Genomic DNA, 24,395 nt, shown 5'->3' on the forward strand with positions numbered 1-24,395 from the left:
CGTGGGATGCGAATGTCTGAATGAAAGATTGGCGTTCAATATCGGCCCGTCGCAATACGCGACGGGCCGATCGGATCACGAGCTCAGCCGGCGGCGCGCGGCGCCAGCAATCTCATCATCATCGAGATTGCCAGCGACGGGCTCGAAGTTCTCGACGTCGATCCGTCCGCATCCGGAGACGGGCAGAAGGTCCTCGGGGATGTTCTGCAGATAGAGCTCGTGAATCTCGATGATCTTCCCGACCTGGTCGATGTCCATCAGAAGCGCCTGCATGCGCAGGAAGCAGCGGATCGCATAGACGGAATGGACGCTCGGTTCGAGCGACTCCAGGATCCCGGGGCCGAATGCGACCTCCATGGCCTGAAGGGAAGGGTTCATCGCGTGGAGCAGCCAGAAGATGGACGTCCCCTCGCTGCGCGCGGGATCCTCCTCGGGGCTGTATCCATAGTTCTGCATGATCGCGACATGACGCGGAACGATGAAACGCACGAGCGTGGCCGGGTCGGCGACGTGGAAGGCGATGAGCCTGATCATCACCTGGCGCAATGCGGCCGGACCGATCGGCATCAACGCCGTCGCGAGCGGCATGGCCTTTTCCTCGAAGTCACGGAATTCGCCGCGGGCCTGCCCGATGATGGAGCGCATGAAGCCCTCCTCTTCGCGATGGAGGCGCACTGCACGGAGTTGGGACATTGGACAATCCTGACATGGTGATGGGAAGGGAGTGAGGGGCGGGGCGGGCGGATCAGCCCGGTTGCGGAAGATCCGCAAGCAACGGGGCAAGGAGGGTCTCAGGCAGGCTTGCCAGGACCATATCGCTCACTTCCCGGATGGACCTGCCGGCATCGAGCAGGCGGCAGCGTCCGGGATGTTCCGCGACGATCGCCCTGAAGCCGGCCCGGACACCATCATGGAACTCGCGGGGCCTGACTTCGAACCTGTCGGAGGCCTTGTCGCGGATCGTGCGCCGGGCATCCGCCGTGTCGCCGTCGATGTCGAAGATCAGGGTCAGGTCCGGGTCGAGCGCGATCATCAGCTGATGCAGGGCATCGATGCGGCTGCGGGCCACCGGATTGTCCAGGCCCTGGTAGACGCGGGAACTGTCCACGTAGCGATCGCAAATGACGATCTTGCCTGCGGCAAGGGCAGGGCGGATGGTGTTCTCGACATGGTCGCGCCGTGCGGCCGTGAACAGCAGCAGGGTGCTTTCGGGAGACAGCGTGTCGTCCTGAAGGACCAGGGAGCGGATCCTCTCCGCACCCGGCGATCCTCCGGGTTCACGGGTCAGAACCACCTCGTGACCCGCACTGCGCAGCGTCTCCGCCAACAGACGGGCCTGCGTGGACTTTCCGCATCCATCGCCGCCTTCGAGTGTGATGAACATGAGGCATAATCCGATCAGGAGGAGGAGGTGCGAAATAGTGTGTTGAATAAATATTACTCGCAAAGTAGTCTCCTGCCAATATGTGAAAATCGGAATATCTGATGAAGCTGAGCGAAGATCAGAACCTGGCTCTCGATGCCATGGAGCGCGGCGAGTCCGTGTTCCTGACCGGTGGGGCCGGCACCGGGAAGACGGCCCTGGTCAATGAATTCGTGCGTCGCAGGTCCGGGAAATCCATCGCCCGCCTGGCCTCGACGGGCGCCGCCGCCCAGCTGATCGGCGGCCAGACGCTCCACAGCTTCTTCAGCTTGGGCATCGACATCCACATGCCCCACAAGACGCGGGTTCCGGAGCGGCTCAAGCAGAAGATCAAGGCCACGAAGACCTTCATCATCGAGGAGATCTCCATGGCGCGCATCGACCACTTCCAGGCGATCCGCGACCGGCTCTTCGGATCGGCCAAGGGTTTCGGGCCATTCGCCGGGTATCAGCTGATCGTTGTGGGCGATTTTGCCCAGCTTCCGCCGGTTCTCCCGGAGGCGGAGATGAGGGTGATCGAGGAGCTCTACGGCGAGGGAAGCCAATACGCCTTCCAGTCCCGCCACTGGGCAGGATTGTGCCGGCACGAACTGACCACGGTCCATCGGCAGGCATCCGACCGCGAGTTCGCCGCCTGGCTGAACGTCATGCGATCCGGGGAGGTCCCGGATCTGGATTACATCAATTCCCGCATCGGCGCGCCGGACCAGGCTGCGACATACCTCGTCGCCACGAACCGGGCTGCGGATGTCATCAATGCGGACGCGATGGCACGCCTGCCGGGCGGCCACTACAAGATCGAAGGCGAGGTCCGCAACAACTTCAGCGACCGCAACATGCGGGTTCCGACCGTCCTGCGCCTGAAGCCGGGTTCGCGCATCATCATCTGCGCCAACAATCCCCAGCAGGGCTATGTCAATGGGTCCACCGGCGTGCTGGTCAGCTGCAGTCGCGCCGAGGACGGCAAGCCGGTGGCGACGGTGAACCTCGATGACGGACGCCAGGTGCGCGTCGTCCAGGCCCTTTGGGAGAACGTCTCCTACGATCTTGGCCCCGACGGAATCCAGAAGAACACGCTCGGAGCGTATCGGCAGCTGCCGCTGATGCCGGGCTGGGCCATCACGATCCACCGATCGCAGGGCATGTCGCTCGACCGTCTGCATGTCGATCCAAGGGGCATCTTCGAGGCGGGGCAGGCATATGTGGCATTGAGCCGCGCAACCTCTCTGCGCGGCCTCAGCCTCGCTGCCGAAATCCGCCCCGAGCATCTGATCATCGACGAGCGTGTCCGCGGATTCATGCGCGAGACGGAACAGGACGCAAGCCCGGTGCCGGGATGATCCGCGCAGGGACCTTCCGCTTCGCCTTGGGCATCATGCTGATGGCCGGCTCCGCTGCCATCGGCATCACCACGCATCTGCGGGGTGGCCATGCCATCGATGCCAGGCTGGAGCAATATGAGCATTGCGAGCGCATGCGGGTCGCAAGCCATTCGGGAGATTACATCCTGGCCGAGCTGGCGCTCAGCGCTGCTGATCAGGAGCGCGGACTCCGGGACCGCGACGCTCTTGCGGCGGATGGGGGGATGGTTTTCATCTTCCCCGAGCCGGTGCTGCCGGATTTCTGGATGAACGGCGTTGCGTTCCCGCTTGATCTGATCTTCGTTGCGCCGGGCGGGGCGGTCCTGGAGGTGCATCGATCGGCCAGGCCCGGATCGGTCGATCTCATCACCCCGTCGGGCCCGATCATCGCCGCGGTCGAGACGGCCCCCGGTCGGTTTGCCGATCTGTCCCCGGGAACACAGCTCGGCTTCGATTGCGCCGAAGGCGAACGCTCCCCGACGTGAACGACTCGCTCATAGTCTCTGTCGTCGGGCAGAACGCTCCGGCTCTGAATCGGCGCGGTGCCGCGCAGCGGGCCAGCCGGACAGCCGAAGCATGAAGAAGGTCGCGGCTGCCTTCGTTCAGACCGAGGGGTCGGCGTCAGGGACATAGGCCCAGAACGGCGACAGCTCGATGCAGCCCTCGACATGCATGCCATTCAGCGGATCCGTGAATCCGTTTGCGGCAATCGCTGACGCATAGGCGTCGGCGCCGAATTCGTGGAGGCATCCTTGCATGTCCACGTAGATGGCGCGTGCCTGCAGGCGCCCGCTATCGACCAGGGCACCGATCAGCTCCATGCCCTCGGCCGACGTTTCGGATCCGAGAATCTCATGGAGTTCGATGGCTGTGAAATTCGCCCGGCCCGTGGCCCCGACATGAAGTTCGAGGGCACGTTCGCAGCGTTCGGCAGTTGCAATGTTCATCACGAGTATCCGGCACCTTGATGGAGATCGGGCCTAACGGCCACGGAGAGGGGGTAAACGGCACTCGGAAATCAATCACCGACAGAAATTATGGCATCATAATAGTTCATATAATAATTATTCGCAAACTAAAATACACCAATATCTGCCACCTTCTCACATTCGGTGTGCCTGCGTGGCGTCGGCGAAACGGACGCAAGCACATCGCCTTCCTCACAGGCGAGCGCGACCGACAGACAGGCCGGGTCCACGATCCCGGTTGCCCGGTAGCCGTGATCCTCCGGAGCCTCACCCGCGATGAAGACATAGGGGTCCATGTGCCCGAATGGCGGGAACGCATCGAGGATGCGCCCGTCCGGGTGCTGGAGCCAGGCATGTTCGGAGACGTCCCTGCGACCTTCGACATGACCCGAAACGGCAATCCAACCATCCATCCCTGCGGCCTCGAACATCTGGCGCATCGCCAGAACGGAGGGGGCCTCCAATCCGTGCCAGTCCTGATCCGGCAGGCATCGGATCGCGCCCCGCATGAGCATGTCGAACTGGACGTGGCGCCATTGCGGACGAAGCGCGCGGTGGCAGAGATATGCGGCAAGCAGGTGGCGGTCCTCATCCGTGGGGTTTTCCGGAAGCGCCGGCGTGGCCCAGTCCGGGCCGAGACGGTTTCCGACGACATAACGCAGGGCATCTGCCATGTCCGGGAATGAAGCGACATGCGAACCGTTGTTCGCAAAGGTATCCACGCGTCCTCCCATCAGTCCAATCCGAACGCGAGTATGATGGCTGCCACGGAAGCCTGGTCCGGGCGGATCCGGTAACCGGGCGTCACGAGGCAGAGCTGTTCCGTCCCGTCCTCCCGATCGAGGATCAGATCGAGCTCGACGCTGTATGTGGCGCGTATCCTCACCGGAAGGCTGCCCTGGATACGAACGGCAGCGACATCCTCGGCGTTCAGAAGGAGGCCGATCGGAGAGGATGCCACGGCGCCATGGCTGGCCGCATGCCGGTATTCGCCGCCCACGTGGACGCGAAACGTCTGATCAGAAGGGCAATGCATCGACAGGCTCCAGCTCCTCGAAAGACCGCAGTGTCTCATGCTCGGCGCGTGAGGGTCTTGCGTCCGGGTCATTCGCGCCGAGGGCTTCGACATGTCCGCGAATATGGGCCGCAAGAGGCTCGCAAAGCTGCCAGGGATGCGTCGCGCGCATTCTGACACCGGCCATGCCCGCCTCGATCTGCGCGTCTGCCATATCCCAGAAGGGAATGAGGCCCATAGGGTTTTCCCGGATCACCCTGGCGACTTCAACGTCATCGCAGGTGGGATTTTCGGGCATCTGGAATTCGAATGTCCCGCCGGACCGGTAGCTGAAGTCGAGCCGGCGGTGATAGTCGGGAGCGGTCACAATGACCTTGTCATGGGGCATCTCCAGCCGTCCGGCCATCGACGCTATCAAGCCTTCCGGGCCAGCCTTGCGGGTCGCCCGAGGCAGGTAGACGGAAAGCTCGTTCCAGGCCTTCTCGAACCTGCCCTCCTCCCAGAGGTCGTAACCGGTTTTCCTGAGGTATTCCGGAAGGGCGCGCATCGAATCCTTCTTCCTCCCCGCCCGGTTGACGCCGTGGAGCCAGGTCTGGACCGCGGCGGCACCCGCATGCTCGACACGTCTCATCAGCGCCGTGGTGGCGGCCGTGCAGTCCGGTTCCACCCCGGAGTTTCCACGGCCGCGCAGTTGCGCTGATCTGCAGGTGACCTCCTCGGAACCATCCGACATCTGCTGGATGCGGCCGCAAAGCTCGAACGTCCCGATGATCGCACCATCACGCTCGATGGACCAGATCTGCGTGAACCTCTCCCGGCGCGAGGATGTCACGCTCGAGCTGTAGCCGCCGACGCAATGCTGCTCATTGCGGCCCTGCCGGGTAAGCTCGTCCGAGCTGGTAAGCTCACGCGCAATGATCCCGCCCCCCAGATCCTGATGCGGGAGCATGGCGCTCCAGGCCGTATCTTCGCGGAACTGTGCGAGTCTGTCTTCGTGGGATGCGAGGCTGCGGTGCCAGCGATCAGACCTGACCAGCAGGTCCTTCAGGCCGATACCGGAAAAAAGCTCTCCCATGATCTCTTTTTCGAGCGTCCCGGTGTGCGGCTCCATGGCAACCAAGAGAACCTTCTGTCGCGGGAGAACCGAAAGGGTCCGGTCCGAGGCGGGCTTCTCATGGCGCTTGAGCGCGATCATCGCGGCCGGGATGTGGAGGTGCCGAACCACGTATTGCAGCATGTCCACGGTGTCCGCGACACGGTTGACCGAGCGCGTAACATCAGGCCCCTTGCCATTCAGCAGCCCGGCGATCTTCCCGATCACTTCCCTGGCGTCGAGATCCAGCCGATCGGAAAGGGTCGCCACGGCATCCCCATGCCCGAAGCCCTTCCGGCTGAGCTTCGCAAGGTATGGGCCTGTCTTCGCAACCATTTCGATCGTTTCGATGCTCAGATGAGGCTTGCTCTGGACCTTCTGCCAGCTGAGTCCGTTCAGAATGCGGACCTCACGGTCACTGAGGTCGAGATCCCTCGATATGGCCAGTGCAAGTGGCGCCCCGGTGTCGATCTTCTGGTTGAGCATGCCCGTTTGGATCATGTGCCTGGTCAGGATCGGATAGGCTCTGCAGGCCTGGCGACGGTAGAGCGATCGCCTGTCCGCCTGGGACGAGATGTCCTCGGGACGCGCCCTCCTCAACTCGCCCGACAGCCAGAGCGCATCAGGCGTGGAGGTGCATTGGGAGGATCGCATGATCCGGGCTATCTCCGGATCCAGCGCGTCCATGATCGCGTGGCAGGCCAGACCATGGCTGTTGAACACACGGTGTCTGGCCATGCTCCTCAGCGTCGCGGAGAGCCGACGCATGGATTTCTCCCGCTCCTTCTGCGTCTGGGTTCCGCCATTTGTCCGATCGTAGGCAATCTCGTCGGTGAATGGGTCCGCCAGCCTCACCTCATCATCGTCGCCCATGACGACTCCGGTGGAGAGCCTGTGAAGGACGGAAAGGGGAGCAAGCTTGTAGTCCGTGGAGAACCGGTTCAGCTCGAGGGTCACGCGTGACGAACTTTCCGAACGGTCATCGGGTTGGGCGCCCAGAAGCTCCATGATGCTCGGATAGCGCCCGCCGAAGTGATCCTCCGGGAATACGCGCGATCCGAGGCGGCCATCTGCGGCCACCACGAACAGCGTGAATGTGCCCGGGTTCGGGGACCAGAGGGGGTCCAGCAGGACCGCCCTCCGGATGCCCTCGATCTCATCCTTGCGGGTGACGTAGAGACCGGATCGGTTGTAGGCGGTGGCATAGCGCTTCTGGATCGGGTCGATGAGGTGCGAGGGCACCCCGTATTTCTCCGCCAAGGTCCGGACGTGCGTATAGTGCGTCCAGACCTGGGGTTCCCGATCCATGAGCATCCTGGGATTGACAGGCACTGCGTCGTTCATGATCCACCATTTTCTGTTATTCGCATAATGCGACAAGAACGGGAAATCACGAAGACGCATCTCCGATACGGCGTTCGGGACTTCGATGCGGAGCGGGCGGAGCCCTGATGAGCCGCCATCATCAGCGGTGACGGGAGCTGTCGCGGAAGGTCGAAAAAATCAACGCAGCATTCATCATCCAGAACGGTTGCCGCTTGCTACATCTGTGACGCGCATGTAATTTTCGCATTTCAGGATCGGAGTTCCGAATGGCAGGTCAACAGGATTGTCCCAACTGCGGCGAGCAGCTCTCAAAGGAGGCGACGGCCTGTGAGAGCTGCGGCGCCCGATACGGGCGCAACAAGGGTGCCCTTTTCATCGCGTTGGCGCTCTTCATCGTCGGATCGGGCCTCTGGCGCGAGGGCTGGTTCATGCCCATCATCTTCTGGTCCGGCTCCGCCATGGCGGCCCGCATGTGGCTCAAGCCGGTCTGGATGGTCAGGGACGAAGATCTGCGCTAGGATATTCGCAAATATACTTGCATTCCGCATCTGCTATTGCTATCTCTCAGCCGTGCTCCACGATTGACCCACGAGCTGGGTCCCTTCGGTGCGGACATTGCGGACATCACGTCCGTGTCCGAGGAGCGCGCGTGTCTCCCGGCAAATACCAGGGACGAAAGGACCGCCACGTGGGCGGTGATGAAGCTGTCCGGATATTCCGGCAAGAAGAAGGAGCTCGAAATGGGCCTGAAATTGAATCGTATCGACGCCGACGGCGCTCATGGGGACCTGGACGGAACGCCGTTCAGGCTCGAGGTCGAAGGCGGTCGCTATTTCGCCAGGATCGGTGAGGAGGACCGCCGGTGGTCCTCGGAAGGGGCCGTGGAGGCCCCGCTGTCGCGTTCGGTCATCCGTGGTCTGACCTATCAGCTGATCGCGATCTATCGCAACGCGAGCCGCCCCGCCTTTGCATAAGGCCGCATCGTAAGGCGGTTACCATGACCCTGCAGGCGGCTGCCCGCAATAACGAACGGGCGCCGAGGGCGCCCGTTCTTCTTTGGTGATCGCCGGATCTCATGCCGCGACGAAGCGGTCTCCGCCGAACTCCACGACCGGCCTGATGAAGGCCATGTCCGGCTCGTCCATACTCTCGTAGAGGAACCAGTCCCCGGTCACCGCGCTCTGGGCGGTCAGGCGGTCGATCTGAACCATGATCCGGCGGCCGCTTCCCGGGAAATCTCCGTGAAGAAGCTCGACCGTGCCGTCGGACCCGCGCCGCAAGCACAGCGTGGCTTCATCATCAAGATGGAACCCGGCCCGGAAGCGGTCCAGGATGCGGTAGGTGCTGCCGCGCCGGACATGCCGCAGCACGTCCCCGATCTGGAAGTTCTCTTCGTTCATCGTTGTTCCTCAGTTCGGTGCGGCTTCGGAAAGCCAGCGGCGGACGATCGCGTCGAGCTCGTCGACCGCCTGCACGGCCGGCTTGTAGAGGGTGCGGTTGAACAGTGCCGATGCCACCATTCCGGGGCGCCAGTCTGCAGGATCCACAGGCCCCAGGGTGTTGAGCACCTTGCGGCAGGGCAGGGTGGCCGCGATGGAGCCGACCGGGACCACGGCCCCGTCAGTTCCGATGACGACGAATACATCATTGGCGGAAAGACCCCTCAGCGCACGCGCCATGTCGACATAGGCAGGGGCCTGCTCACCGAAGAAGACCACGTTGGGCTTCATGCCCTTGCGGCAGCCGCAACCGCAACGATCCTGCTCCGGATCCCACGCACGGTATCCGATGTCGGTGATCTGCCCGCAGGCCTCGCAGCGCATCTGCGGCAGGAACCCGTGGAGGTGGAGAACCCGCTCCGCGCCGGCCCGTTCGAGCAGGTCGTCGATGTTCTGCGTGATGAGCACCGCGCCGAGTTCCGTCTGCCAGCGTGCGAGGAGGCGATGCATCGCGTTCGGTTCCACCCCCTTCAGGGCCTCGCGTCGCTTGTTGTAGAATCCATGAACCAGGGTGAAGTTGGCCTTCCAGGTCATGATGTTGCAGACCTGGTCGATGGAATGGTTCGCCCATGTTCCATCCTTCGCCCGGAAGGTCTCGAGCCCGCTGTCCGCGGACAAGCCGGCCCCGGAGATCACGATGAGCCTGCGTTGCTCCTGCGTCGACATTTGTGCCTCGTTGAATGGTCGTGGATATCGATGAAGGGGAGAGGGGTGCGCCGGAAGCATCATCCCGGATGCGCCCCACCTCAGACCCGCGCCAGGTCGCTCATGAAGCCCCGGACCGCGGCCCGGTCGGCCGAGACGCGGGCCGCGCGGGGATTGTCCCGGAAGAGGAGAAGGAAGGCCGTGCGCATGCCGGGACCCCAGGCCCCGTCGATCCCGCCTCCATAGTAGCCGGCGGCGCGCATGTTGCGCTGCAGCGACAGGCGGTCGGACCGGCCCATCGCACCGAAGCTCGTGCCCGCGTTGTCGATGGCCGCGTCGACCGTTCCGGCCGCGATCTGGTCGCGCTCGCGCGCCTCGCGCTCATGGCGCGCCTCCCGGCCTTTCCTGATGAGCGTCGCCGCGCCGGCGCCGATCACCACCCCGGTCAGGATCTGCCGATCCTTGCGACCAAGTGCCTGCGCATCCGTGGCGAAGGACCCCGTCACGATCGCGATGGCCATCAGGATGGCGGTAAATTTCCTGGTCATGCCCGTCATCGATCAGTTCCCTCGGCGTCCGTTCTGATACTGCTAATCTATATGTTTTTTCGCATACCGACAAGCGTAAAGGGTGGGGCCTCCCCGCCGGATCGTCTTGAAACGCCCCGACCGGGACCACAGGTCGATACTGTAAGCCAGGATTGGAGGACAGGATGAATCCCAACCGCGTCGAGGCGTTGCAGCGCCGCCATTCGGAAATCGACGACCTGATCGTCAAGGCGGAGGCCGCGCCTTACACGGACGAGATCGCGGTCCGCGAGCTGAAGAAGCAGAAGCTCGCGATCAAGGAGGAGCTGGCCGCCATAGGATCCTGATTTCCGGGATGCGGGAAAGGCCCGGCCTCGGAGGAGGCCGGGCCTGGCACAGGCGGGCGGGGGCGGGAAAATCACCCGGCGCCGTCGATTGCCTCCTCCACCTGATTCAGCATGGCGGCCAGAAGGTCGTCCTCCGCCTGGATTGCCTTGCCATAGCGCAGGTCTGCTCCATCCATCTCCATGCCGTTGCGCTGCAACAGTGCGGCCAGCATGCCGGCACTCACCGGGTCGTGTTCGCGGGCAGGGTAGGCGCGAAGGAGCAGGTCATCCGGCGATCTGCTCCTGTCGAGGAGCCTGACCATGAACTCGCGCGCGCCTCTGAAGAGGGCGGCATGGGCTTCGGCCGGAAGCCTTGGCTCAAGCTTCCCGAGCGTGCGCACGCGGATCACCGCGCCGCCATCAAGGAGGGCTTTCATGCAGCCGTTGCAGATGTCGCCCTGCGGGCAGTCCGCCTCCCGAATGGCCGCAAAGCATTGCAGGTCGTAATCCGAGTCGTAGCCGCCGTAGAAGAGATCACCCTGCCTCGTCAGGTCCGCTGCAGGCATTGTCTGGCACCGCACGCAGGCCGGTCGCTGCGCAGAGGGAGAGATGGTCATTCGACAGCTCCAAAATCCAGGTTCGGCCGCAAAGAGCGACCGCGGCCGCAGTTTGCGAAAAATGGATTCATAGGATAGCCGAAAAGGCATGCCTGCGCCAGAGACTATGGCCGGTCTGGCGGACATCTGCTGGTGGATTTGTGTGAGACGAAACTGGCGAACCCGGCAGGACTCGAACCTGCGGCACGGGAGGTAGAAGCTCCCTGCTCTGATCCAGCTGAGCTACGGATCCGATGGTGCTGCAGGAGAGGATCGAACTCTCGGCCTCCCCCTTACCAAGAGGGTGCTCTACCACTGAGCTACTGCAGCATGAGGGGTGGCCGCGTGGCTGGGCCGCGGTTCGGATGGAAAAGGGCCTGGTCCAGGCCGTGTCGAGATATGGCACCGCCCCCAGGAGTCGAACCTGAATCCCCGCGGCCACAACGCGGTGCTCGAACCATTGAGCTAAGGCGGCCAAATCGCGGCGCCTGGAACGCCGGACTGGGGAACTGGTGTCGCTGGTGCGACTCGAACGCACGACCTCTACCTTCGGAGGGTAGCGCTCTATCCGGCTGAGCTACAGCGACATGGGCCGCCCGTCAGGGCGGGCTGGTGTTCAGGGTGCTGGCGTTGCCTCGGACGAGGGCTCGGCCCTCATCGCTTCGACGGCTTCGCGCGCCCAGTCATCCGGCTCGATCTCGATCGTGATGTCCAGGACGAACCTGGCAGGCACGATTCCGTCCTTCAGGTCGCCAGAGAAGCCGAAGGGCTCTCCCTCACGCACCTCGAAGGCGGATGCCGGCGCGGCGTAGATCGTGCAATCCCCGTAAAAACGGAGATTGTCAGCAGTATTATCCGCGTCGCGGAAATGCGCGTTGGTCTCATTGTCGAGGACCGGATACTCGCCAAACATCGACGCGAAGACGTAGGTGTCGCGGATCCCGGCATCGGTCATTGCGCGATCTAGCGCATCAACCATGGAATCCAGGCGGTTCTGTTCGGGGCTTCCAAGAGCATATTTGCGGAAAAAGAAGACACGCACTCCTACGTTCAGTGTTCTACGGGAAGGCTAACGCGATCAGACGAAATCCCGAACAAATAATTCGCCTACAGCGAAATGACCGGATCGTTATCGGCAATGTGCTCGGCCTCGCCCTCGTGGGCCGGTCCCTGGAGTGGACGGCTTGCCAGGGCTTCGATGCGCGCCAGGCGCACCGCCATCATCCCGGGGTCTTCTCCGGGGCGGGTGGCGGCGATCGCGCCGATCTCCGCCAGGATCTGGTTTTCGGTGCTCGGCATCAGCCGATCCTTTCCGTTTTCAGATCAGCCAATCCGATAGGTCAGATTGGACGGCTCGCGGTTGCGGCCATACTGATCCATGCTCCATTCGGGGCGCGTGGTGGCAATTTGCGCGACCTCTTCGCCTTTTGCGTTTTCGACAATCAGAACCTGGGGCATGCATGATCCTCCGGCGGATGAAATTTTCTGCATTCTACCACAGTTGTGCCGATTGAGAATGCGAAAAATGTTCTTACGGAGTAGGGTCATCTTCCTCACGCCGGAGCATCTCGTCCACCAGCGAGGTCAGCTTGCCCGCCAGGTAGGGGCCGCCGACCGAGTTCATCGAATGGACCGAGAAGGTGAAGTCCTCCGGCAGGGTGATCTTTCCGTCCAGGAGCATGTCCTCGAAGCCATTGTAGAAGATCTTCGAGACATCGTCGCCTTCGCCCAGGTCATGGTCGAGCATCATCTCGACCGGGCAGCCGCGCCGCTCGATCTCGACGAGCGCCTCCACCGAGGTTCTGCAGATGACGGTCTGATCGTCCTCCACGGCCGGGAAGCGCAGGTCGTCCAGAAAGAGCTTCCAGGGCATGGGTCGGGTCCTCGAGGGTTGATGGGGCATTCATGTCTGGTGCGGCCTGCCGGAATCGAACCGGCGACCTCCTCGATGTCAACGAGAAGCGCTACCGCTGCGCCAAGGCCGCAAGGAAATTGGTGAACCGGGAAGGGATCGAACCAGGCCACGTGCGCATCGCCGCAGGCGAGAGCAAAAGGGGCCGAGTTCGATCACTGCCGATGGAATTGGTGAACCGGGAAGGGATCGAACCTTCGACCAGTCGATTAAGAGTCGACCGCTCTACCGCTGAGCTACCGGTCCGTTTTCCCGGGGCGGGCTGTCAACCGCCACCGGAAGGTGGCGGGTCACCCGCGGGGCCGACGTCGCGCGAGGCGCCGACGGTCCCCTGTCCCGGGCAGCATGGCCCGCAGCGCGCCGCGAGGCATGCCGAGCGCCAACCGGCCATGGGCCGGGGCGCAATCAGTCAAATTGGCGGACGGGGTGGGATTTGAACCCACGGAGCCCGTGAAGGCTCGCCGGTTTTCGAAACCGGTGCATTCGACCACTCTGCCACCCGTCCAGGGATGTGGTCGCTCGGGAGTCTTGCGACGGGCAGGATCAGCCCGGTCGTGTCTGCTCCCATAAGGATCTCAGTTCAGCGACATGCCTTGCTGCGGCAACTCCGTGACGCTCTCCCCATTTCCGGGTCCGTGTCCTGAGCAGTTCGCGCGCCCGACACAGAAATCCGTCGAGGATCGCCACCTGGCGCTCAGTGAGGCCGGTTTGCGCGCGCGTTGCATCGACGGTCTGCACGAACTTCCGAAAGACCTCGCGGGATGCCCATTGCGTCGGCTCGCCATAGTCGCGGCCACGAGCATCCTTGGCCGGAAACGCGACAGCGATCCGCTCGCCGCGTCGCGGCTCATCGACGACGCCGGCCGTCGCGCCGGCGACCCGGAGGATGGTGCTGCCGCCGCGGTATGATCCTGCCATATCAGTCCTTTCGCTTCACCTGACGGCATGCTGGCAGGGAGATTGCCCCGTGTCGAGTTGCCAAGTCAGGATGATGGTGCCCCGAGGGAGAGTCGAACTCCCACGCCTTGCGGCGTCCGGACCTAAACCGGGTGCGTCTGCCAATTCCGCCACCGGGGCATCTCATCGATGCAGCGCTCAGGCCGCCAAGGCTTCCTTCACGATGGAGGCTGCGAGCCTGCCGTCATACTGACCGGCCTTCTCCGCCTTCAGGCGGGCCATGATCTGGCCCAGGTTGTCACCACCCGCCGCGGCCGCCCGCGCGAATGCCGCGAGCTCCTCGGCGCTCATCTGCGTCGGAACATAGGCCTCGAGCGCGGCGATCTCGGTCTCGAGACGCTGCGCTGCCTCGGGCGTTCCGCCATTGGCGGCGATCGCGCCGAGGGTGTCGCGGGCGTTCTTTACGAACTTGCGCACGATGGCCAGGACCTCCGCATCCTCGAGGGGGCGGGGCGCCTTCATGGCCTTCATGGCGGTATCGGCCTCTCCGATCAGGGTGACCAGGACGCCGGCTTTGGGATCGCGCGCCTTGCGGGCGGTGATGGCATCCTGACGGATGCGGTCGAGCAGGCTCATCGGTCGTTCTCCTTGAATCGAATGGCGCTGTTGAAAATGGAGGTGGCGCCCGGAATTGAACCGGGTCCCCTTGCGGAGGCATCGGATTTGCAATCCGTCACGTTACCGGCCCGTCCCGCCACCGTCGTCTTCGAATTGGCTGCCCGCCCAGGGGTCGAACCTGGCTTTCCAGAGCCAAGATCTGGCGTCCTACCGGATAGACGAACGGGCAGTGATGCAGCGTGCGGGCATGCAGCCCGCGCGAGCATGGCTCTCGGCCTGTGAGGCCTTCAGCCCGCGGCGGCCCGGTCCTTGTCCTGAGCGTCGATCTCGTCGAGCATCTCGCTCGCCCCGTCCGGCAATGGCTCATGGCGCTTTTCCCTTGCCGCAGCCATGTGCCTCAGATCCTGGGCTTGATCGACATCGACGATCATGTCGGTGAGCACCAGGATGCCGCCGTAATCCTGCGTTCTGGCAAGCCTGTCGATCTTGCGGAGCGTCTTGCGCAGGCGGGCGATGAAGGCCGCTTGGCGTTCCTCGAGGCGGAAGGAGCCGAACACCGCAGCATGGTGGCGGGCCTTGGCCAGGCATTCCTCCAACCGCTCCGGGGTCGCCTCAGGCCCCAGCGTCACATGGACTTTCCTTGCTCCCACCGCGAGGCGGTGGGCTTCGATGACGTCTTCGAATGTCTTTGTCATGGCCTTCGCCTCTCGATGTTGAAAATGAATGATGCGGATAGCGGGTTCGAATGCGCACGCCATGGGCGCCGTATTTCTTGCCCGGTCACAGTGGCGATTCAGCCGGGGGCCGGGCGGTCGATTGGTGCGGGCTGCAGGGCTCGAACCTGCGACATCCACGGTGTAAACGTGGCGCTCTACCAGCTGAGCTAAGCCCGCACGGGTGTTTGAATTGGTGCCCAGCGCCGGAGTCGAACCGGCACGCCTTTCGGCGCCACCTCCTGAAGATGGTGCGTCTACCAGTTTCGCCAGCTGGGCGGTATTGCTTGGTGCCGGCAGCAGGGCTTGAACCCGCGACCCCCGCTTTACGAAAGCGATGCTCTACCAACTGAGCTATGCCGGCACTGAGGTGCATGTGGAGTTCGCTGGGCATGTCCCCCACCATCGCTGCCTGCGGACCCGGGTAGGGGCTGCAGGCAAGGGTGATGATCAACCGCCGCAACCGATCCCGAACAGCGATTTCCGGTGAGGGTCGCCCCCGGTGCTTTGCTGGCTGACGCCGAACCACTTTCCGCTTCCGGAGACGAAGAGGTGACGGCTCGGCTCATCCTGCATCTGTCTGGATTCCCCCTCATCGACCATCGCCATGCCGGCATTGACGAACCTTGTGCCGTTGTATCGGAAGGCCTGCACGCCGCCGCCGCCGATCCACTGGCTTCCGGTCATCACATAGACGGTTTCCCCGTCATAGGTTGGCTGCGGGAGACCCCTGCAGCACTTCGTGTAGTCCGCACCCGCACTGTTCGGGACCGTGACCGTGTTCAGTTCCGAGAAGTTCTGCTCGACGCTGTCTCTCGACCAGACCTTGAGAGTTCCGGGAGTGGATGTGTTTACAAAGCCATCTCCGGTCACGGCATACGCGAAGAGCCCGTTCCTGGAGGCGACCATCGGAATGTCGTCACGGAAGTTCTGGACGATGCTCCAGCTGTTCCCCGACTTGCGGTAGACAGATCCCCAGGTCCGCCTGGCGCTATCAGGACCGAATGTCCCGGAAAGATAGGCGTTGGATCCGTCGTTGAACAGCTGCGCGTTCAGCAACGTGCGGCGTGAGAGGGCCGGAGCGGGGAGGACGCTCTTTCTGGACCATGAACCATCTGCATTACGGGTGATCTCGAAGGCGTCCCCCTCGAGCTCGAACTGCATGGCGATAACGGCATCCCCGTCATCGTTCATCTCCGATAACGCGTAGACGGATCCTCCGGGAACATTCCCGACCGTCTTCAGAGCCGCTCCGGAGAACGTGGATCCGCTTCTGCCTATCTCGAAGAACGAGAGGTCGGTGCTGGCCAGATCTTTCACGAGGATCCTGTTGCCATGGCCGGAAATGCTCGACCTTGGATAGCCGGTGATGCCCGGGTATTCCCTCTCCTTCGACCAGCCCGCCCCATCGCGTGTCCAGATGGAATAGACACCTTCCGTCACGAAGGGCCTGTTTCCAGTGTTCCCGACGACGAAATCGTCCTGGATGCTGAACACCGGATGGGTGATGTCGAAAACGGCGCGCTTCTTGAAGTTTTCGCTTCCGATCGGGCAGAAGTTGTCCCTGCAGGCGCTCAATCTCACGTCCGGCGGAACCACGTTCAGGAAGGAGCTCGATCCGATGGACCATTCCGAACTGTCTCTGGTCGCGACCATGAATGGCGTCTGCGCCAGGTTCTCCACCATCCGACAGACGTTATGCCTGTCGATCTTCACGCGGGAATTGGCGCCGACCGTGACGGCTTCCTGGGCTGTGGATGCCGATGACAATCCGAGCGTCATCAGGATGAATAGTGCCAGTGAGCGCATGTCTTATCCTCCATGGTGCCAATGGCACAAGATATGTGAAAAACGGAGATCCTGATACCCCCCCCCGCCATAAATCGACGACGGGCGGAATCTGCGTGAAGCTCCGCAATTCCATGTGCTCTCGATGGTGGGCAGGGCAGGATTCGAACCTGCGACGGGTTTCCCCAACGGAGTTACAGTCCGCCGCCATGAACCACTCGGACCACCTGCCCACGATGAAAAGCACATTCCCGCCACCCCGGAGGATGGCTGCGGGGAGATCCCCGGATCCCCCCGGTCTTCGGCGCCCCCGGCGGGGTGGCTCGGACGACGATCCGATGCCCCGCGCAGAGTGCCGGGGGCCGCACCGCCATAGCCGGACACCGGAGCGCGACCATCCGGGCCATTTCGCGCATGCCCCGCACACCCCGGGGAGAGGTGCGGGCGCAGCGGCGCCTATGTCGACTTGGTCGGGACGGCAGGGTTCGAACCTGCGACCTCATGTCCCCCAGACATGCGCGCTACCAGGCTGCGCTACGCCCCGAAATCCATTTGCGAGACAGGGCGACCAGCCGCCCCCACGACCCCTGACGGTGCCGGCAGGAATCGAACCTGCGACACCCCTCCCAGGGATGCTCCCGCAAATCTCTGTTTGGTGCTGGCCGCGCGACGGCGCGCAGCTGCGTCCCGCGGGACGCGCCAGCTGATCTCCTGGCCGGCGGACATCCGTCCCCGCGCGGCTCAGGAAGCTTATGGTCTGGTGGAGCCAAGGGGGATCGAACCCCTGACCTCCTGCATGCCATGCAGGCGCTCTCCCGGTTGAGCTATGGCCCCGGCGAATGGTCCCCGCGATCTGGATGCAATCCTCGAGCGTGCCCCGGCAGAGGCATGGTCGCGGATCTCGGACAGGATGCACTCCGGCGGCAGCTACCCCGCCCGGCGCTGCACATCATGGCCTACAGATGTCCTCCGGCCTACAGGGCCGGCGCTCTGCCGGAGCTGCGCTGGGATTCCCATAGGAAGGGCGTGAGCCTTCTTCCGAATTTGGCGGCCCGTTGGCCGGCCTGGGGTTGGAGCCCAAGCCATCGACCCCGACCGGGTTGCGGTCGGACTTGCTATTCCGCCACGGGCCAACGGACGGTCCTGCGCGGATCCGCGGATCGCGCAGATTTCCTTGCAAGCTGGTCAGGGCGAGAGGGTTCGAACCACCGGCCTCCTGATCCCGAACCAGGCGCTCTACCAGGCTGAGCTACGCCCTGACGTCCCTGCGTCGACGCAATCGCGGGAGTCTCGAGCTCTGCCGGTCATGGTCTGGGAAACTGGTGCGACGGGGTGGGATCGAACCACCGACACCTGGATTTTCAATCCAGTGCTCTACCGGCTGAGCTACCGACGCATGTCCGGGTGACCATGATCCCGGGCCGGAGTTTCGTCCCGGCGGCAGATACAGACGAATGCACGAACGGTCGTTCGGGGCGCCGTCCCCCATGCCCGGTGCGGAGTGAGCATCATTCCCCGCCCGGCAGGCCGCCGGATCCCTCCGGCGAAATTCACTGGTGCAGCGAGTCCGGCCGAGGACGCACCTTGGGCCGGACCCGCCTACCGGGCGGTTGTTGGCCGCACGGAGACCCTCATGGGAGCCCGCGGAAATCACCCCGCAGGCCGGGCCGACGGTCGCACCGCCAGGTCATCGCCACCGCTGATAAGGCGGCAGCTGCTGGCGGCACGGTCCCGTCCCGCACTCAGGTCCCTCTGAGAGGGAATTGGTCGTCTCGGGTGGGATCGAACCACCGACATCTCGCTTATCGGGCGAGCGCTCTACCGCTGAGCTACGAGACGGGATGGCCGATCGGCTTGTGCCGAAGGCCGGATGGAAATGGCGAACCGTATGGGACTTGAACCCATGATCTCCTGCGTGACAGGCAGGCGTCTTGACCCCTCGACTAACGGTCCGTGGTGGCGACAGGCGAGTGCCTGGCGCAGGTGTTTCTTGGTGGGGGTGGAAGGGATCGAACCTTCGGCCTTACGATTATCGGTCGCATGCTCTACCAGCTGAGCTAAACCTCCACTGTGAATGCCGGCGTCAGGATCCGGAAGAAGACCCTGACGCATGCGGAAAATGGCTGCCCACCGAGGGATCGAACCTCGCTTTCCAGAGTCAGAATCTGGCGTCCTACCAATAGACGAATGGGCAATACCGGCCATGAGGGCCGAAACCTGGATGCCGCTTCGACCCTGGGGTCGCGCCCGATCAAGGTCCACCGCGGCATGACCGGCGGACGGGAATGGTTGCGGCGGGTCGGATTCGAACCGACGACCTCGTGGTTATGAGCCACGCGAGCTAACCGACTGCTCTACCCCGCATGAAGAAGGCCCGCGATCGGGCCGGCTTCAAACGCGGTAGCGAATTGGTGAACCATCTGGGATTCGAACCCAGGATCCCCGATTAAAAGTCGGGCGCTTTAGGCCAGCTAAGCTAATGGTTCGCCTGAGGTTTTCGGGGGTCCTCATCCCGCTTGGCGCCTTCGACGCCGGGGTGTGCCCTGCGCATCATCGGTCTCCTCTGCTATGCCGCGCATGGCGGCGGTGGTCCGGCGTCCGCGCGGTCTTCGCGCGTCACGCCGAGATTGGTCTGGCCGCTCGTGGCGGGGGCTGAGTCAGCGGCGGAGTTGCGCTCGCCGCGTCGCCCTTGCAACTATCGGACCGCGATGCTTTCCCTCGGCCGGCCTTGACCGGCCCCGGGCTCGTGTCGCGCCGCCCCCGTCAGGAACGGCCTGCTGTGATTGGAGCGGGCAATGAGGATCGAACTCACGACATCCACCTTGGCAAGGTGGCGCTCTACCGCTGAGCTATACCCGCAGAAACTATCGTCGAGCGCGTCGGCCTGGATTGAAGGGCCGAGTCGGAACCCATGCCCCCTCGCGATCCGCCCTTCCGCCTGTTGCGCAGGCCTTCGCCGGATCATGGCTGACTGTATCACGAGGTGATGATCTCCCCTGCCGATGGGGTCTTGCGGTCTTTTGCGTCCCGCGCTCGGAGGGACGGCGCCATCTGCGCCGCCCGTCGGAAAGCGGTTGAATGGCCCCGTCGGGCCTTCGCTGTGGCGGGATTTGAACCCGCGACACGCCGTTGGTCACGGCTGCTCTACCAGGCTGAGCTACACCGACCCCACCCGCCTTACTCCCGTTCCCGCGTTGTGCGCACGCTGCGGGCCGGGCAACCGGCGGATTCGGGCGCCGTCGCGCCCAGGGATCACGAATGGTCTGATGTGAAACTCACATCTTTTTCTGGCGTCCCCGGAAGGATTTGAACCTCCGACCTTCGCGTTCGTAGCGCGACGCTCTATCCAGCTGAGCTACGGGGACAGGAAAGGCGCGGGCGCGTGGCCCATGCCGGAGCAGCCGAAGCTGTCTGCGGGCTGACGCCCGGAAAGGGTGGCTGCAATGATAGCACCGGAGCAGCCGAAGCTGTTGGTTGCGCAGGACGGATTCGAACCGCCGTTCTCCTGGGTATGAACCAGGCGAGATACCGCTTCTCCACCGCGCGTCGGAACCGCCCGCGGGGGCAGCTCTGAGACGGGGTGTGCCGTCACGTTTCCGGATCGGCAGGGCTGGACATGTCGCGAAGCCAGGCCAGGGCCGTGGCGCGATCCCTGAAGGGTTTCGTTCCTCGGCGCGAGATGATGATCACCGCGGCGCCGTGCAGCCGGACCAGGCCGAACCCCGGGAAACGGCCGTTTCCAAGGCGGCGGTTGTTCCAGCGGGTGCGCCGTCGCACCGGCTTTCGGTATTCATGCGCGATACCGAGCGCCTCGGCGCAGGCTTCGTAGAATACCTCGTCGTCTTCAAGATTCATCAGGATCCTTTCATGTCGTGGTGCCCCCGGCCGGGATCGAACCGGCACGCCTTACAGCACCGATTTTTGAGACCGGCGCGTCTGCCAATTCCGCCACGGGGGCAAGTATGGTGCCGGCTGAGGGGCTCGAACCCCCGACCGTCGGTTTACAAAACCGCTGCTCTACCAACTGAGCCAAGCCGGCATTCTTCCTTTTGACGGAGCCCCCGAGACTGCACCTTCCCCTCACCATGCAGGGCAAGGGTGGGGCCCCGTCAGAAAGAAGAACCTGCGGGCCGGACATGATCCCGGCATTGCCGTTCGAATGGCCGGTTGCCTCGATCACGATCCGGCCGTGCCCATCGCCCATCCAGGTGAGAATGGGGAGGAAATCTGGAGCCGGCATCCGGGGCGAGCCGGACGCTTGCAAGCGCGATGCTTCGATCTCCCGGCCGCGCGCGCAGCGCTGGAAGGCATCATGCCGGCGAAACTGGAGCGGGTAGAGGGAATCGAACCCTCGTCTTCTGCTTGGAAGGCAGCGGCTCTACCATTGAGCTATACCCGCATTCTGGACGGTTGAGGCCGTCGGTCTTTCTTCGTGGCACGGGTGGAGGGAATCGAACCCCCGGCACGCGGATTTGGAAGCCGCTGCTCTACCACTGAGCTACACCCGCACGATCGGCGCATGCAGGCCGTAAACGACCCGCCTGCTTTTCCGTCAGTCATCACCACCGCTGCCGCCGTCTCCGCAGCCGTTGCCGCGGCCCTCGGAGCGGTCGCACCCGCCGGAACTGGGAGGAGGGGGTGGCGGAGGGCAGATGCTTACTTTCGCATCCATACCTGCGATGTTGTTCAGAAAGGCATGCCCGCCAGACGACCACTCGTCTGCACTTGCGATGGGAACCATGAACGGTGCGTTGCCTGTATTGCGCACAAGCCGGCATGTCTGCCATGCATCGATCTTGATTTCCTGACCCGGCTGCACCGTCGCAAGGCCTTGGGGCAATGCTGGGAGGCTACCGGCGACCACGACCATCCCCGAGATGGCAAGCGATTTGAACAGCATTACGAGTCTCCATATTCACTCTTGTCCCGGATGGTAGCCAGTATGCGAGAAACCACCGAGAGAATTCCCACATGCCCTCCTGATGCCGGGAGGTGAAAGATTGGTGGCGCACGCCTGGATTTGAACCAGGGACAGGCGGATTATGAGTCCGATGCTCTACCGGGCTGAGCTACGGCGCCATGCGCCCGTCGATCCGGGCGATCTTCCTTCAGGCCGGTCGGGGCGGGCACATTGATGATGTGCGACATCGCTCCTTGGGCAGGCTCATGGCCCGTTGGCGGCCTGAATGAAATGGTGCCCGCGGCACGACTCGAACGTGCAACCCTCTTCTTAGGAGGAAGATGCTCTGTCCAGTTGAGCTACGCGGGCGGTGTTTCGTGCGGATTGTTTGTCCACGATGGCACAATCCGCGAAAACCTCGAGAATGATCCGGCCGCGAGGCCGGGTCGTCGATGCCGGATCCGGTCCGGCGATCGCAGCAAGGGCGATGTGGGAGGCCGCGATTTCTCGGCCGGCCTCGGTGATGGTGGTCCGGGATTGTCGGGCTCCCGGTCCAAGGCCATGACATGGCCATGAGGCCATGCGGAAGACCGCGCCCTCAGGCCGGTCCGGCGATCCGGCGAACCGGATGATGGTCGGAGTGGAGGGATTCGAACCCCCGACATCCTGGTCCCAAACCAGGCGCGCTACCAGACTGCGCTACACTCCGAATTCCTGGCGGACCGCGAGGCTTTGGCGGCGCCACGGTTTCGCCTCGACCGCGACGACGCGGCCGAAAGATGATGACCAGGAGGTAACCCGCGGATCCACCACGAACCCTCGACTTGCGTGGGTCATTGCCCCTGGTCTCGACCGGATGGTCAGTCCTGGCCGGCCGCGATTTCACGGCTGGTCTGTAGGAGGGGGCGGGTTTTGCCGTATGCCCGTCGGGGGGTCGAACCCGTCCGGTCAGGGACTTCCACCCCTCTGCATCCGCCTGGCTACTGCCGTTCGCCTCCGGCACCCTGCAGCCCATTCGCCGCAGGGTGGATCGGACTCCTCCTGCATGATCGACCCGGTGCCCCGGCGATCATGTCTCTTTATCTGGCTCCCCAGGAAGGATTCGAACCTCCGACCCGCTGATTAACAGTCAGCCGCAACTACCGCTGTGCTACTGGGGAACATCAGGCTCTCGCCTGAAGGCGGTGTGGACCTCCACCCCTGCGGGGAGATCCGTATCAATGGTGCCCAGAGCGGGACTCGAACCCGCACGCCATACGGCGCCACCCCCTCAAGATGGTGCGTCTACCAATTTCGCCATCTGGGCAATTCGTCAGAAAACATTCCGGGCCCACACGGGCGCCCCGATACGCACGTATCGCGCTCTAAGAAGCTACCCGGTCCTTACTGCACTCACGGCCGATCATGCAGCAGGGCACCGTCTCGCTCGCCACCGGCCTCCACCCCCGTCGGGATCGCAAGGCCGGTTCCACTAAGCTACCGGAATTCGAAGCCGGAGCGTGGCGCAGCGCGCCCGTCCGGTATCTGGTTGTTGGCGGGTGGCCAGGGATTCGAACCCTGGGGACGCTCTCACGCCCGTCGGTTTTCAAGACCGGTGCAATAAGCCAGACTCTGCCAGCCACCCAGATTAACTGCTGCTCTCCGTCCACCGCAAGCCGGCTTGAAGCCCGCTCCGGTAGGGGAAGATGTTGGTGCTCCCGGCAGGGATCGAACCTGCGACCTGGGCGTTATGAGCGCCTTGCTCTACCGCTAAGCTACAGGAGCACTACCCCGATCTGCCATCACTGCGATCAAAAGATCAAGCCGGACAAGACGGGTCGAAAATTCTGGCGGGCAGGGCGGGATTCGAACCCGCGGGACCCGTGAAGGTCCGCCGACTTTCCAAGCCGGTGCATTCGACCACTCTGCCACCTGCCCATTCAGGTGTGGTCGCATTGGCGGACACGGCGGGATTCGAACCCGCGAGACCCGTGAAGGCCTGCCTCCTTAGCAGGGAGGTGGTTTCGACCGCTCACCCACATGTCCATCGTCTCGGTGCCCGGCCGCCGGACGCGCAGTCGCGCCCCCCGACCAGGACTTCCCGTGCTCTCCGGGCCGTCACCGCATCCGCCTTCGGTTCTCGGCATCCTGTCGCCGCGGCTGCGCTCATCCTTGAGGAGTCTTGCGTCCGCCCGCGGCGACCGGATCTCTGAGTGTCATGGTGGAGCCAGTCGGGATCGAACCGACGGCATCCTGCTTGCAAAGCAGGCGCTCTCCCAGCTGAGCTATGGCCCCGAGATGCTCGGTCATGAAGGCAGGAATGAGCCCGCCGGACCGCCTTCCCTGGCGGTCTTCACTGTCCGGTTACCACTGGGGAGTTCGCCGGATTTCATGCCCGGAAAGACGGGCCGAACATGCCCGCCTTTCGAGGAATGAAGTGTCCCTGGGCCGGCTGGAAACGCCGGCCCGGGGACCTCACACAGTTTGTCTGAAGGTGATCCGCGTAAGCGGTCCCTCAAACTCACAGATCCCGCATCTGGCAACAAGATCATCGAATTGGAGCGCGAGGCTCGCCTTCTACTTGAAGCGGGATCATCCACCAGCGATGTCAAAGAGCAGCAGGACGGAGGCCTTGGCCTCGGACCTGACCGACTACGACAGCACCTGAGAGTATCGGGAGCGTTTTCGCCGGATTTGTATGGGGCCTCTCGGCCCATCCGGCTCAGCTATGCCTGGGAGGCTTAGCGTCCGGAAACCTTGGTATTCACCTGGGATTGAATTGGCCACGACATCGATCCGTTGCCGGTCG

General features: G+C 63.5%; 25 protein-coding genes and 41 tRNA genes. 5 read left to right on the forward strand and 61 right to left on the reverse strand.

Going from position 1 to position 24,395, the window contains the following annotated elements:
- Positions 1 to 75: 75 nt before the first annotated feature.
- Positions 76 to 645, reverse strand: a complete 570-nt coding sequence (locus AACG61_RS17355; protein ID WP_411839650.1) for a hypothetical protein — start codon at positions 643 to 645, stop codon at positions 76 to 78.
- Between the two features lie 100 nt (positions 646 to 745).
- Positions 746 to 1,384, reverse strand: coding sequence for a dTMP kinase (tmk, locus tag AACG61_RS17360; protein WP_411839651.1), 639 nt, complete (start codon positions 1,382 to 1,384; stop codon positions 746 to 748).
- Positions 1,385 to 1,485: 101 nt separating this feature from the next.
- On the opposite strand from tmk, the gene AACG61_RS17365 reads away from it, so the two are divergent.
- Both AACG61_RS17365 and AACG61_RS17370 read left to right on the forward strand, forming a co-directional pair.
- Positions 1,486 to 2,763: an ATP-dependent RecD-like DNA helicase gene (locus AACG61_RS17365; protein ID WP_411839652.1), complete on the forward strand. Its 1,278-nt coding sequence runs from the start codon at positions 1,486 to 1,488 to the stop codon at positions 2,761 to 2,763.
- A 35-nt stretch (positions 2,764 to 2,798) separates the two neighbouring features.
- Positions 2,799 to 3,269, forward strand: a complete 471-nt coding sequence (locus AACG61_RS17370; RefSeq protein WP_411840128.1) for a DUF192 domain-containing protein — start codon at positions 2,799 to 2,801, stop codon at positions 3,267 to 3,269.
- Between the two features lie 117 nt (positions 3,270 to 3,386).
- On the opposite strand, the gene AACG61_RS17375 is transcribed toward AACG61_RS17370, so the two are convergent.
- From AACG61_RS17375 to AACG61_RS17390, 4 genes are all read right to left on the reverse strand, one after another.
- A complete protein-coding gene (locus tag AACG61_RS17375; RefSeq protein WP_411839653.1) occupies positions 3,387 to 3,731 on the reverse strand; it encodes a hypothetical protein in 345 nt (114 codons plus the stop codon).
- 128 nt (positions 3,732 to 3,859) lie between these two features.
- Entirely contained in the window at positions 3,860 to 4,426 is a 567-nt protein-coding gene (locus tag AACG61_RS17380) for a hypothetical protein (protein WP_411839654.1), read from the reverse strand.
- Between the two features lie 59 nt (positions 4,427 to 4,485).
- Positions 4,486 to 4,752: a hypothetical protein gene (locus AACG61_RS17385; RefSeq protein ID WP_411839655.1), complete on the reverse strand. Its 267-nt coding sequence runs from the start codon at positions 4,750 to 4,752 to the stop codon at positions 4,486 to 4,488.
- 19 nt (positions 4,753 to 4,771) lie between these two features.
- The gene (locus AACG61_RS17390) at positions 4,772 to 7,204 is read right to left on the reverse strand and encodes a hypothetical protein (RefSeq protein WP_411839656.1); all 2,433 of its coding nucleotides are present in this window, start codon (positions 7,202 to 7,204) and stop codon (positions 4,772 to 4,774) included.
- 248 nt (positions 7,205 to 7,452) lie between these two features.
- Between AACG61_RS17390 and AACG61_RS17395 the strand changes: the two genes are divergently transcribed.
- Positions 7,453 to 7,704, forward strand: coding sequence for a zinc ribbon domain-containing protein (locus tag AACG61_RS17395; protein WP_411839657.1), 252 nt, complete (start codon positions 7,453 to 7,455; stop codon positions 7,702 to 7,704).
- 63 nt (positions 7,705 to 7,767) lie between these two features.
- Positions 7,768 to 8,160, forward strand: coding sequence for a hypothetical protein (locus AACG61_RS17400; RefSeq protein WP_411839658.1), 393 nt, complete (start codon positions 7,768 to 7,770; stop codon positions 8,158 to 8,160).
- A gap of 99 nt (positions 8,161 to 8,259) precedes the next feature.
- Here the strand turns inward: AACG61_RS17400 and AACG61_RS17405 are convergent, their stop codons facing one another.
- The 3 genes from AACG61_RS17405 to AACG61_RS17415 all read right to left on the reverse strand — a co-directional run bounded on the left by AACG61_RS17405 (position 8,260) and on the right by AACG61_RS17415 (position 9,878).
- Complete coding sequence (locus tag AACG61_RS17405) at positions 8,260 to 8,586, reverse strand: hypothetical protein (RefSeq protein ID WP_411839659.1); 327 nt, start codon at positions 8,584 to 8,586, stop codon at positions 8,260 to 8,262.
- A gap of 9 nt (positions 8,587 to 8,595) precedes the next feature.
- Positions 8,596 to 9,351: an SIR2 family NAD-dependent protein deacylase gene (locus tag AACG61_RS17410; RefSeq protein ID WP_411839660.1), complete on the reverse strand. Its 756-nt coding sequence runs from the start codon at positions 9,349 to 9,351 to the stop codon at positions 8,596 to 8,598.
- Between the two features lie 80 nt (positions 9,352 to 9,431).
- The gene (locus tag AACG61_RS17415) at positions 9,432 to 9,878 is read right to left on the reverse strand and encodes a peptidoglycan-binding domain-containing protein (protein ID WP_411839661.1); all 447 of its coding nucleotides are present in this window, start codon (positions 9,876 to 9,878) and stop codon (positions 9,432 to 9,434) included.
- 164 nt (positions 9,879 to 10,042) lie between these two features.
- Here AACG61_RS17415 and AACG61_RS17420 point away from each other — a divergent pair, with 164 nt between their 5' ends.
- On the forward strand, positions 10,043 to 10,204 hold the full coding sequence (locus AACG61_RS17420; RefSeq protein WP_411839662.1) for a YdcH family protein: 162 nt from the start codon (positions 10,043 to 10,045) through the stop codon (positions 10,202 to 10,204).
- A 71-nt stretch (positions 10,205 to 10,275) separates the two neighbouring features.
- Here AACG61_RS17420 and AACG61_RS17425 read toward each other — a convergent pair whose 3' ends face one another.
- From AACG61_RS17425 to AACG61_RS17680, 52 genes are all read right to left on the reverse strand, one after another.
- On the reverse strand, positions 10,276 to 10,800 hold the full coding sequence (locus AACG61_RS17425) for a hypothetical protein (RefSeq protein WP_411839663.1): 525 nt from the start codon (positions 10,798 to 10,800) through the stop codon (positions 10,276 to 10,278).
- 154 nt (positions 10,801 to 10,954) lie between these two features.
- A tRNA-Arg gene (locus AACG61_RS17430) sits at positions 10,955 to 11,032 on the reverse strand.
- A gap of 2 nt (positions 11,033 to 11,034) precedes the next feature.
- Positions 11,035 to 11,109 (reverse strand) — tRNA-Thr (locus tag AACG61_RS17435).
- Between the two features lie 70 nt (positions 11,110 to 11,179).
- Positions 11,180 to 11,254, reverse strand: a tRNA-His gene (locus AACG61_RS17440).
- A gap of 35 nt (positions 11,255 to 11,289) precedes the next feature.
- Positions 11,290 to 11,366, reverse strand: a tRNA-Arg gene (locus tag AACG61_RS17445).
- 29 nt (positions 11,367 to 11,395) lie between these two features.
- On the reverse strand, positions 11,396 to 11,734 hold the full coding sequence (locus AACG61_RS17450; protein WP_411839664.1) for a hypothetical protein: 339 nt from the start codon (positions 11,732 to 11,734) through the stop codon (positions 11,396 to 11,398).
- A gap of 152 nt (positions 11,735 to 11,886) precedes the next feature.
- Positions 11,887 to 12,078 (reverse strand): hypothetical protein, encoded by a 192-nt coding sequence (locus tag AACG61_RS17455; protein WP_411839665.1) that lies wholly within the window; start codon positions 12,076 to 12,078, stop codon positions 11,887 to 11,889.
- A gap of 24 nt (positions 12,079 to 12,102) precedes the next feature.
- The gene (locus AACG61_RS17460; RefSeq protein WP_411839666.1) at positions 12,103 to 12,237 is read right to left on the reverse strand and encodes a hypothetical protein; all 135 of its coding nucleotides are present in this window, start codon (positions 12,235 to 12,237) and stop codon (positions 12,103 to 12,105) included.
- 73 nt (positions 12,238 to 12,310) lie between these two features.
- Positions 12,311 to 12,652, reverse strand: coding sequence for a cyclic-phosphate processing receiver domain-containing protein (locus AACG61_RS17465; protein WP_411839668.1), 342 nt, complete (start codon positions 12,650 to 12,652; stop codon positions 12,311 to 12,313).
- A gap of 37 nt (positions 12,653 to 12,689) precedes the next feature.
- Positions 12,690 to 12,764: transfer RNA gene (locus tag AACG61_RS17470), tRNA-Val, on the reverse strand.
- Positions 12,765 to 12,862: 98 nt separating this feature from the next.
- Positions 12,863 to 12,937: transfer RNA gene (locus AACG61_RS17475), tRNA-Lys, on the reverse strand.
- Between the two features lie 169 nt (positions 12,938 to 13,106).
- Positions 13,107 to 13,196, reverse strand: a tRNA-Ser gene (locus tag AACG61_RS17480).
- Between the two features lie 38 nt (positions 13,197 to 13,234).
- Positions 13,235 to 13,609 carry a hypothetical protein gene (locus AACG61_RS17485; protein ID WP_411839669.1) on the reverse strand — a complete coding sequence of 125 codons (375 nt, stop codon included), beginning with the start codon at positions 13,607 to 13,609 and terminating at the stop codon, positions 13,235 to 13,237.
- 74 nt (positions 13,610 to 13,683) lie between these two features.
- A tRNA-Leu gene (locus AACG61_RS17490) sits at positions 13,684 to 13,768 on the reverse strand.
- 18 nt (positions 13,769 to 13,786) lie between these two features.
- The gene (locus tag AACG61_RS17495; RefSeq protein ID WP_411839670.1) at positions 13,787 to 14,224 is read right to left on the reverse strand and encodes a GatB/YqeY domain-containing protein; all 438 of its coding nucleotides are present in this window, start codon (positions 14,222 to 14,224) and stop codon (positions 13,787 to 13,789) included.
- 37 nt (positions 14,225 to 14,261) lie between these two features.
- A tRNA-Cys gene (locus AACG61_RS17500) sits at positions 14,262 to 14,347 on the reverse strand.
- Between the two features lie 13 nt (positions 14,348 to 14,360).
- Positions 14,361 to 14,435 (reverse strand) — tRNA-Gln (locus tag AACG61_RS17505).
- 58 nt (positions 14,436 to 14,493) lie between these two features.
- On the reverse strand, positions 14,494 to 14,901 hold the full coding sequence (locus AACG61_RS17510; RefSeq protein WP_411839671.1) for a hypothetical protein: 408 nt from the start codon (positions 14,899 to 14,901) through the stop codon (positions 14,494 to 14,496).
- A gap of 122 nt (positions 14,902 to 15,023) precedes the next feature.
- Positions 15,024 to 15,099 (reverse strand) — tRNA-Val (locus AACG61_RS17515).
- Between the two features lie 14 nt (positions 15,100 to 15,113).
- A tRNA-Leu gene (locus AACG61_RS17520) sits at positions 15,114 to 15,198 on the reverse strand.
- Between the two features lie 9 nt (positions 15,199 to 15,207).
- Positions 15,208 to 15,283, reverse strand: a tRNA-Thr gene (locus AACG61_RS17525).
- 86 nt (positions 15,284 to 15,369) lie between these two features.
- On the reverse strand, positions 15,370 to 16,728 hold the full coding sequence (locus AACG61_RS17530; RefSeq protein WP_411839672.1) for a hypothetical protein: 1,359 nt from the start codon (positions 16,726 to 16,728) through the stop codon (positions 15,370 to 15,372).
- Between the two features lie 125 nt (positions 16,729 to 16,853).
- Positions 16,854 to 16,940, reverse strand: a tRNA-Tyr gene (locus AACG61_RS17535).
- A gap of 234 nt (positions 16,941 to 17,174) precedes the next feature.
- A tRNA-Pro gene (locus tag AACG61_RS17540) sits at positions 17,175 to 17,251 on the reverse strand.
- Between the two features lie 214 nt (positions 17,252 to 17,465).
- A tRNA-Ala gene (locus AACG61_RS17545) sits at positions 17,466 to 17,541 on the reverse strand.
- A 348-nt stretch (positions 17,542 to 17,889) separates the two neighbouring features.
- Positions 17,890 to 17,966 (reverse strand) — tRNA-Pro (locus AACG61_RS17550).
- Between the two features lie 61 nt (positions 17,967 to 18,027).
- Positions 18,028 to 18,103: transfer RNA gene (locus tag AACG61_RS17555), tRNA-Phe, on the reverse strand.
- 368 nt (positions 18,104 to 18,471) lie between these two features.
- A tRNA-Ile gene (locus tag AACG61_RS17560) sits at positions 18,472 to 18,546 on the reverse strand.
- Positions 18,547 to 18,584: 38 nt separating this feature from the next.
- Positions 18,585 to 18,660 (reverse strand) — tRNA-Asp (locus AACG61_RS17565).
- Between the two features lie 38 nt (positions 18,661 to 18,698).
- A tRNA-Ile gene (locus tag AACG61_RS17570) sits at positions 18,699 to 18,774 on the reverse strand.
- Between the two features lie 53 nt (positions 18,775 to 18,827).
- Positions 18,828 to 18,901, reverse strand: a tRNA-Gln gene (locus tag AACG61_RS17575).
- A gap of 92 nt (positions 18,902 to 18,993) precedes the next feature.
- Positions 18,994 to 19,071, reverse strand: a tRNA-Met gene (locus tag AACG61_RS17580).
- A gap of 45 nt (positions 19,072 to 19,116) precedes the next feature.
- Positions 19,117 to 19,193: transfer RNA gene (locus tag AACG61_RS17585), tRNA-Lys, on the reverse strand.
- 298 nt (positions 19,194 to 19,491) lie between these two features.
- A tRNA-Gly gene (locus AACG61_RS17590) sits at positions 19,492 to 19,566 on the reverse strand.
- A 429-nt stretch (positions 19,567 to 19,995) separates the two neighbouring features.
- A tRNA-Arg gene (locus tag AACG61_RS17595) sits at positions 19,996 to 20,072 on the reverse strand.
- A 106-nt stretch (positions 20,073 to 20,178) separates the two neighbouring features.
- Positions 20,179 to 20,253, reverse strand: a tRNA-Met gene (locus tag AACG61_RS17600).
- Between the two features lie 42 nt (positions 20,254 to 20,295).
- The gene (locus AACG61_RS17605) at positions 20,296 to 20,562 is read right to left on the reverse strand and encodes a hypothetical protein (protein WP_411839673.1); all 267 of its coding nucleotides are present in this window, start codon (positions 20,560 to 20,562) and stop codon (positions 20,296 to 20,298) included.
- 18 nt (positions 20,563 to 20,580) lie between these two features.
- Positions 20,581 to 20,665 (reverse strand) — tRNA-Leu (locus AACG61_RS17610).
- A gap of 5 nt (positions 20,666 to 20,670) precedes the next feature.
- A tRNA-Thr gene (locus AACG61_RS17615) sits at positions 20,671 to 20,746 on the reverse strand.
- Between the two features lie 286 nt (positions 20,747 to 21,032).
- Positions 21,033 to 21,106 (reverse strand) — tRNA-Gly (locus AACG61_RS17620).
- A 34-nt stretch (positions 21,107 to 21,140) separates the two neighbouring features.
- Positions 21,141 to 21,215 (reverse strand) — tRNA-Trp (locus AACG61_RS17625).
- Between the two features lie 44 nt (positions 21,216 to 21,259).
- The gene (locus tag AACG61_RS17630) at positions 21,260 to 21,607 is read right to left on the reverse strand and encodes a hypothetical protein (RefSeq protein WP_411839674.1); all 348 of its coding nucleotides are present in this window, start codon (positions 21,605 to 21,607) and stop codon (positions 21,260 to 21,262) included.
- Between the two features lie 101 nt (positions 21,608 to 21,708).
- A tRNA-Ile gene (locus tag AACG61_RS17635) sits at positions 21,709 to 21,786 on the reverse strand.
- A 113-nt stretch (positions 21,787 to 21,899) separates the two neighbouring features.
- Positions 21,900 to 21,976: transfer RNA gene (locus tag AACG61_RS17640), tRNA-Arg, on the reverse strand.
- A gap of 263 nt (positions 21,977 to 22,239) precedes the next feature.
- Positions 22,240 to 22,316 (reverse strand) — tRNA-Pro (locus tag AACG61_RS17645).
- A gap of 375 nt (positions 22,317 to 22,691) precedes the next feature.
- Positions 22,692 to 22,767 (reverse strand) — tRNA-Asn (locus AACG61_RS17650).
- Positions 22,768 to 22,828: 61 nt separating this feature from the next.
- Positions 22,829 to 22,913 (reverse strand) — tRNA-Leu (locus tag AACG61_RS17655).
- A gap of 226 nt (positions 22,914 to 23,139) precedes the next feature.
- Positions 23,140 to 23,231 (reverse strand) — tRNA-Ser (locus AACG61_RS17660).
- Positions 23,232 to 23,296: 65 nt separating this feature from the next.
- Positions 23,297 to 23,371 (reverse strand) — tRNA-Ile (locus AACG61_RS17665).
- 63 nt (positions 23,372 to 23,434) lie between these two features.
- Positions 23,435 to 23,524 (reverse strand) — tRNA-Ser (locus AACG61_RS17670).
- An 18-nt stretch (positions 23,525 to 23,542) separates the two neighbouring features.
- Positions 23,543 to 23,632: transfer RNA gene (locus tag AACG61_RS17675), tRNA-Ser, on the reverse strand.
- A 173-nt stretch (positions 23,633 to 23,805) separates the two neighbouring features.
- A tRNA-Ala gene (locus AACG61_RS17680) sits at positions 23,806 to 23,881 on the reverse strand.
- Positions 23,882 to 24,395: the final 514 nt, after the last annotated feature.

The organism is Paracoccus sp. ME4 (genome assembly GCF_046736325.1).
In the GTDB taxonomy this organism is placed as follows: domain Bacteria; phylum Pseudomonadota; class Alphaproteobacteria; order Rhodobacterales; family Rhodobacteraceae; genus Paracoccus.